Annotated in this window: 1 protein-coding gene; it reads left to right on the forward strand. The window is 69.5% G+C overall.

The window, feature by feature from the left end; translation table 11 throughout:
- Positions 1 to 42 precede the first annotated feature (42 nt).
- Positions 43 to 614 (forward strand): GntR family transcriptional regulator (locus AWB68_RS45935; protein WP_125483343.1); only part of this gene is annotated, 572 nt, incomplete at its 3' end.

Consider the following 614-nt stretch of genomic DNA (forward strand, 5'->3'; position numbering starts at 1 on the left):
GTCGCGTCGATAATCGGGGATTACTCCGTTACGAGCGCTTCGATGGACACGCCCACTCCGTACCGTTATGAGCAACTGGCCGAACTCATCGTCGGCATGATCGACAAGGGCGCGCTCGCACCGGGCATGCGGCTGCCATCCGTGCGCGCAGTCAGCGAGCAGCACCGCATCAGCATCTCCACTGCGTTACAGGCGTATCGCCTGCTCGAAGATCGCGGCGTGCTCGTCGCGCGTCCGCAGTCGGGCTTCTACGTCGCGGCCGCGCGCCGCGGCGCCCTCGCGTTGCCGTCGGCCTCGCGGCCGCGCGCGAAGGCGTCGACCGTATCGATCAGCGGAGCCGTCGCGGCGCTGCTCGAGCACGCATCGAATTCGGCGCTCGTCCCCCTTGGCTGCGCCGTGCCCGATGCTGCGCTGCTGCAATCGAAGCGGCTCGACCTCGCACTCGCGCGTGCCGCACGTCAACACGGCACGCGCTACAACACCTATTGCGCGCCGCACGGCGAGCCGCGCCTGCGCCGCGAGATCGCAAAGCGCGCGATGCGCGTCGGGCATGCGCTCTCGCCCGACGACGTGCTCGTGACGTGCGGCTGCACCGAGGCGCTGACGCTCGCGCT

It is taken from the genome of Caballeronia choica, from assembly GCF_001544535.1.
Taxonomy (GTDB): Bacteria; Pseudomonadota; Gammaproteobacteria; order Burkholderiales; family Burkholderiaceae; genus Caballeronia; species Caballeronia choica.